Consider the following 5,895-nt stretch of genomic DNA (forward strand, 5'->3'; position numbering starts at 1 on the left):
GCCCTCAACCGAATGGGCACCCCCGAAGACCTGGCCGGTGCCGTCCTCTTCCTCTGCAGCGACGATGCGAGCTGGGTCACGGGGCATACGCTGGTCGTCGACGGAGGAACAACGTTCCGCTGATGCAATCAGCGGAACGGATGGAAGATTGAGGATGGAAGATTGAAAATGAATATAGTTGATAAAAACAGCCATCTCCCAACATCATCCATCTTCCATCTTCCATCTTCCATACACGAATTTTCCCAAAGGGAAATTCGTGTATAACGTGCCCAACCTCCTCGCTTTCATCCGCCTTCTGATGGCGCCGTTGATGTATATGCTTCTGGTCGATCGTGACTGGAGTATCTTCGCCGGGATCCACTACAGCTGGCTCGACTACGGGGCGGCTTTTCTCTTCGTTCTGGCCAGTGCGACCGACTTTTTCGACGGCTACATCGCCCGGACCTTCAACCAGGTGACGACGCTGGGGGCGATCCTCGATCCTCTGGCCGACAAAATGCTCACCCTCGCGGGCTTTTTGGGCCTGATGATGCTCGATCGCGCCTCTCCGTGGGCGATCTACCTCATCCTCACCCGTGAACTCTTCATCACCGGCCTGCGCGTCTCCGCCGTCAGCCAGGGGATCGACATCTCCGCCAGCTGGATGGGCAAGGTCAAAACCGTCAGCCAAATGTTCGCCATCGGCTTTCTGCTTATGGAGTGGCCGGGCGGCACCCTGCTGCTATGGATCGCCGTCGCTCTGACGCTCTACAGCGGTTACGAATATGTCCGCGACTTCTTCAAAAAAACCGCTCGTTAGAACAGCATCGCCACTACAGCGCTATCGTCTCTTTACCGTACGAAACACGGAATCCGTAGTGCGCAACACTAACAAAAAGCCTCATCCACTTGCTGACAGAGAAGGTGACCGATCATGATATGCATCTCTTGGATGCGAGCGGTATCGTCGGAAGGGACGATGAGATTCAAGTCGCAATGTCTGTTCATCCTTCCGCCGTCCCGGCCGCTGAGGCCCAGCGTCATACACTCCATTCGACGTGCTGTCTCCAGTGCAAGCAGGACGTTTTCACTGTTGCCGCTGGTGGAAATTCCGATGAGCAGATCCCCTTTACGTGCCAGGGCTTCCACTTGCCGCTCGAAAACCCGCTCGTAGCCATAGTCGTTGCCGATGGCGGTCAACGCCGAGGTATCGGTCGTCAAAGCGACAGCCGGCAGAGCCCTGCGCTCCTTCTTGAAACGTCCGGTCAACTCCGCCGCGATGTGCTGGGCATCCGCGGCACTCCCTCCGTTGCCGCAGAGCAGCACCTTGCCCCCTTCCTTCAAGGTCCGCACGATCATCTCGGCCGCTTCGGCGACCCGCGGAGGTAGTGTCTCAAGTACCTGTTCCAGTATGCCCCGATGAGCCTCCATCTCTTCAAGAATCCTCTTTGTGCTTTTGTCCATTGTACTTCTCCCTGATGGTATCGCTGAAATCATATCCAAATTGATCCCCTCGAAATTCGTCATTCGTTGTTCAGAAGCTGTATAGCGTCTCTTTTCGAAATTCGAAACATGAAAGACAAAACGCGAAATACGATTCATGTATAATATCGTTCAAAAAAGAGATGCAATGAGAGCAGAAAGACGACCGCAACGCAGGCGGATGAAGACTCACGCCGCTACCGTCATCGGCGGTGAGTTCAAAGGCAAAGCGATCGAAATCCCCTCCGTCTCCACGACCCGCAGCTCCAAAGCGATCCTTCGAGAATCCCTCTTCAATACCCTGCAATTCGACCTCGTAGGCAAACCTTTCGTCGAAGTCTTCGCCGGCAGCGGTTCCGTAGCGCTCGAGGCGGTTAGCCGCGGCGCGTCGAAAGCCTGGTGCATCGAAAAAAACAGGGACGTCTACGCCATCCTCCGCGACAATGTTGAACGCATCGCCGCGGGCCGTATCGAAACCGTCTGGGGCGACAGTTTCGAGGAGTTCGACCGGATCTACCGCCGGCTGGAAGAGGCGGGAGAGAAAGCCTACTTTTACTTCGATCCTCCCTTCAGCATCCGGGAAGGAATGGAGGAGATTTATGACCGGACTTTGGACCTTTTGCAAAAAATCCGGCCGGAGAATTGTGAATTGGCCATCGTGGAACATATGACCAACGTCGATCTCCCTGAGCGCATCGGTTCCCTGAGCCTGGAGAAAAAACGGCGCTTCGGCAAAAGCACCCTGAGCTACTACCGGCCGGTGGAGTCCGATGAGGCGTAGCGTCCCCTTTCTAAGCCTTGGGATTCTGGCCGCCCTCTTTCTTCTGAGTTTTCTGGGACCTTTGTTCTACGGCCAGGACCCCTACACTTTCCACAAAGATTTGATCCTCCACGCTCCCGATTGGGCCCATCCGATGGGCACCGACCGCCTGGGGCGCGATCTGCTGGCCCGGGTGATGGAGGGGGGACGCGCCTCCCTGCTCATCGGCGTCGGTTCGACGGTGATCGCTTCGCTCATCGGCCTGGTGATGGGGGTGACGGCCGGCTACTTTCGCGGTTGGTGGGATAAAGGCTTCGTCTTCGTCGTCGATCTCTTTCTCACCTTCCCGACTTTTTTCCTGCTTTTGACCCTGGTAAGTTACATCCCCGCTTCCTCGCTGATCCTCATCATCGTCATCTCCATCACCGGCTGGATGGGCACCGCCCGGCTGATCCGCAGCGAAAGCTACCGCATCGCCTCCCAACCCTTCGTCAAAGTCCTGCGACTCGCCCACGTCCCCACCCGCACCATCATCTTCAAATACTTTCTGCCGCTGCTGGCGCCGATCTTCTACGTCAGTTTCACCTTCGGCGTCAGCGGCGCCATCCTGGCCGAGAGCGGACTGAGCTATCTGGGCTTAGGAATCACGCCGCCCGATATGAGTTGGGGCAGCATCCTTAGCGACGGCAAAGCGGTGATGGAGATCGCCTGGTGGGTCAGCTTCTTCCCGGGGTTGATGATCTTCCTGGTGACCTTCAGCCTGATTCAAATCTCCGACTGGCTGCAGGATCGGGCCAACCGACGGGAAAGAATTGAAAATTGAAATAAATGCGGTTGCCGTCGATTCGATAGTCTCCTTCTTGTAGCACTATGCGCTCTTCCGGAGCATCTTCGTAACGCAGCCGATACGTACCGTCTTTGAGAGAAAGCTGCATCGTTTTCTCCGACGGCAGCGTATAAAGCCCATTCTGTAATTCAGCAAAAAGCGGAAATGTCATCACAAATCCGATAAGCAATATCTTTCTGAGCACCTTTCCCTCCTTATAGATGGTTCTCAAACCAATCCCGTGCCAGCTCCGCCACCCTCTCCAGCGTTCCCGGCTCTTCGAAAAGATGGGTCGCTCCGGGGACGATCTCGAAAGCCTTTTCGCAGCGTAGGGCCCGGTAGGCCGCTTCGTTGAGTTCGATGACACCGTAGTCGTTGCCCCCGACGATGATCAGGGTCGGCGCCGTTACCCGGTCCAGGATATCCGCCGCCATATCAGGCCGGCCGCCCCGGGAGACGATGGCCCGGATGGGGACCGGCGAAACGACCGAGGCTTTGAGTGCCGCCGCCGAACCGGTGCTGGCACCGAAATACCCCATCCCCAGTGATTTTAGTGCGGGCTGGAGGCTCACCCACCGGGTCGCCAGCAGCAGTCGGGAGGCCAACAGGTCGATATCGAAGACATTGTGTCGATCCCGCGCTTCGGGCTCCATCAGCAGATCGAATAGCAGCGTCGCGATCCCTGCCTCATGCAGTACCGAAGCGACGTAGTTGTTGCGCCGACTCAGACGACTGCTCCCGCTGCCATGGGCGAAGAGCACGATCCCGGCTGCCCCCTCCGGGACCGCCAGACGCCCTGGAAGAACGACTCCATCGTATCGGATGAGTATCTCATCCTGTCCCTGCATAAACACTTCCAGATCCATCGGTTCCTCCTTTTTTCTCCAGATCAACTGTGGGATGGCAATCCCACGCCCCGCAACAGTTGAATGTGTTATTGGTCTATTTTAGTGTATTGGTATATTGGGAACTTTTAGGCATTGATAAATAACTTTCGAATATACCGTCATTCCATGCTCTACCTGAAATCCAGGGCTTGAAATCTCCATCAAACCGTGGATCCTAAAACAAGTTCAGGATGACGATATCCAACATCCAAAATTCTCCATTCCCCATCCTTCATCCTCAATGCTTCATTAAAAAAAGCCCTGCCCCCATCATGCCAAGAGTCACCAAGAAAAATTTTGTCAGCTCCCATCCCAGGCGTCTTCCACCCAGCCAGTAGACGATCCCCAATTTGACCAGTGAATTGGTCACCGAGGCGATGACAATCCCGGTCATCGAAGCGAAAGATTCCAGTTTGCCTTCTTTGGCCATTTCACTTAGGGAAAGGGTGATGGCATCCACATCAGTCAGCCCGGAAAAAAACGAGACCAAATAGACTCCGATATTCCCGTAGCGGGCCTGGACCAGAGCGACAGCACCGTAAACGATACCGAAAAGGATGCCGAACTTGATCGCTTCACTGAGCTGCAAAGGGTTTTTACTGATGGTACTGTTTTGCAGATCAATCTCGGCCGCTTCGGCGCGGTGATAGAACCATCCGCTATAGAGTAGTCCGCTTATCGCTGCTCCAAGGTAAGCGGGACTCAGCCGCCACGCCAATTCCGGATGAATGACAAAAGCTTCGAAAAGAACCCGCAGAAACATAAAAGTACAGGCGATCGCGATGCCTCCGGCGTAGTTGGCGATGAGTGCCGACTCTCCCCGATACATCTTGGACAATGAGATCGAAACCGCTGTAGATGAGATGAGCCCTCCCGCAGCTCCGGTCAGAAAGACCCCGTGTTTCTGACCGAAGAGTTTGATTGCCAGATAACCGATAAAAGAGATCGCCGCGATGATCACCGCCATCAACCAGGTTTTATAGGGATTGAAGAGATGCCAGGGACCAATCATTTTGTCCGGTAGGATCGGGAGAATTACAAAGCTCATCGCCAACAGCAGAATCACCGCATTGACGTCAGTAGGACCGATATGGCGTTCCAGAGCCTGGAGCCTTGGTTTGATTTCCAGAAGAATGATCACCAGCACTCCGATAAAGACAGCCCAAAGTATCTCTCCTCGGTAAGCTAAAATCCCCAGGAGAAAAGTCACCAGCGCCGCGATCTGCGTTGTCATTCCCCAACGTCGGCTTTCATGCACTTTCATGTAGTAGACCACTCCCAGCAGCAGAGCAATACCCATTGTCACAGTGACCGTGATTCCACGATAGCTTGCATCCAGCCAAGCTGCCAAAAATCCCGAAAGAGCTATCAAGGCAAATGTCCGGCTTCCGGCAAAGCTCCTCTCCTCTATACGTCGATATGTCAACGACCGCTGCATTCCGATAGCGAACCCCAGTACCAGAACCGTCACTAACGATTGAACAAGTGAATAATCCATTGACACTCCTGCGACCCTACTCTCTATAATTTTATCGAGAAATACCCCTATTTCAATGATAAAATACAAGTGAATAATCAAGAAGGAATCCGAATGAATGCTACTCTCATTATTCTTGTGATCGGTGTAGGAGTGATTCTTTACCTGATCTCTCTTTATAACCGACTTGTCGCTCTGCGCCAGTCCGCCGATGCGGCCTGGTCGGACATCGATGTGCAGCTCAAGCGTCGCTACAACCTCATCCCCGCCCTGGTGGAGACGGTCAAGGGATACAAAAACTACGAAGCCGACACCCTGGAAAAGGTGATAAAGGCCCGTTCGATGGGAATGAGCGCCACGACGGTCAAAGAGCATGAACAGGCGGACAATATGCTCACCCAGGCTTTGGGCAAGCTCTTCGCCCTGGCCGAAGCCTATCCCGATCTCAAGGCCAACGAAAACTTCCTCAATCTCCAGCAGC

General features: G+C 54.4%; 8 protein-coding genes. 5 read left to right on the plus strand and 3 right to left on the minus strand.

The features are described from left to right. Together F8I07_RS01645 and pgsA are read left to right on the plus strand one after the other, a co-directional pair. Nucleotides 1-123: SDR family oxidoreductase (locus F8I07_RS01645; protein WP_292654911.1), on the plus strand; the 123-nt coding region annotated here is incomplete at its 5' end. Between the two features lie 136 nt (nt 124-259). Beyond that, a complete protein-coding gene (gene pgsA / locus F8I07_RS01650; RefSeq protein ID WP_292654892.1) occupies nt 260-802 on the plus strand; it encodes a CDP-diacylglycerol--glycerol-3-phosphate 3-phosphatidyltransferase in 543 nt (180 codons plus the stop codon). 68 nt (nt 803-870) lie between these two features. On the opposite strand, the gene gmhA is transcribed toward pgsA, so the two are convergent. Beyond that, nucleotides 871-1,446 (minus strand): D-sedoheptulose 7-phosphate isomerase, encoded by a 576-nt coding sequence (gmhA, locus tag F8I07_RS01655; RefSeq protein ID WP_292654894.1) that lies wholly within the window; start codon nt 1,444-1,446, stop codon nt 871-873. A 166-nt stretch (nt 1,447-1,612) separates the two neighbouring features. Between gmhA and rsmD the strand changes: the two genes are divergently transcribed. After that, a complete protein-coding gene (gene rsmD, locus F8I07_RS01660) occupies nt 1,613-2,245 on the plus strand; it encodes a 16S rRNA (guanine(966)-N(2))-methyltransferase RsmD (protein WP_292654897.1) in 633 nt (210 codons plus the stop codon). Further along, a complete protein-coding gene (locus F8I07_RS01665) occupies nt 2,235-3,047 on the plus strand; it encodes an ABC transporter permease (RefSeq protein WP_292654899.1) in 813 nt (270 codons plus the stop codon). Before rsmD ends, F8I07_RS01665 begins: the two co-directional genes overlap by 11 nt. A gap of 218 nt (nt 3,048-3,265) precedes the next feature. Here F8I07_RS01665 and F8I07_RS01670 read toward each other — a convergent pair whose 3' ends face one another. Beyond that, a complete protein-coding gene (locus F8I07_RS01670) occupies nt 3,266-3,916 on the minus strand; it encodes an alpha/beta hydrolase (RefSeq protein WP_292654902.1) in 651 nt (216 codons plus the stop codon). A 259-nt stretch (nt 3,917-4,175) separates the two neighbouring features. Next, nucleotides 4,176-5,435 (minus strand): MgtC/SapB family protein, encoded by a 1,260-nt coding sequence (locus F8I07_RS01675; protein ID WP_292654905.1) that lies wholly within the window; start codon nt 5,433-5,435, stop codon nt 4,176-4,178. 93 nt (nt 5,436-5,528) lie between these two features. On the opposite strand from F8I07_RS01675, the gene F8I07_RS01680 reads away from it, so the two are divergent. Further along, nucleotides 5,529-5,895: LemA family protein (locus tag F8I07_RS01680; RefSeq protein ID WP_292654908.1), on the plus strand; the 367-nt coding region annotated here is incomplete at its 3' end.

The organism is Nitratifractor sp., assembly GCF_015487065.1.
In the GTDB taxonomy this organism is placed as follows: Bacteria; Campylobacterota; Campylobacteria; order Campylobacterales; family Sulfurovaceae; genus Nitratifractor.

What these genes read in the sequence shown, in the direction of transcription:
- rsmD (WP_292654897.1), top strand. Translation starts at nt 1,613, where the DNA reads ATGAGAGCAGAAAGACGACCGCAACGCAGGCGGATGAAGACTCACGCC.
- gmhA (WP_292654894.1), bottom strand. Translation starts at nt 1,446, where the DNA reads ATGGACAAAAGCACAAAGAGGATTCTTGAAGAGATGGAGGCTCATCGG.
- F8I07_RS01670 (WP_292654902.1), bottom strand. Translation starts at nt 3,916, where the DNA reads ATGGATCTGGAAGTGTTTATGCAGGGACAGGATGAGATACTCATCCGA.
- F8I07_RS01675 (WP_292654905.1), bottom strand. Translation starts at nt 5,435, where the DNA reads ATGGATTATTCACTTGTTCAATCGTTAGTGACGGTTCTGGTACTGGGG.
- F8I07_RS01665 (WP_292654899.1), top strand. Translation starts at nt 2,235, where the DNA reads ATGAGGCGTAGCGTCCCCTTTCTAAGCCTTGGGATTCTGGCCGCCCTC.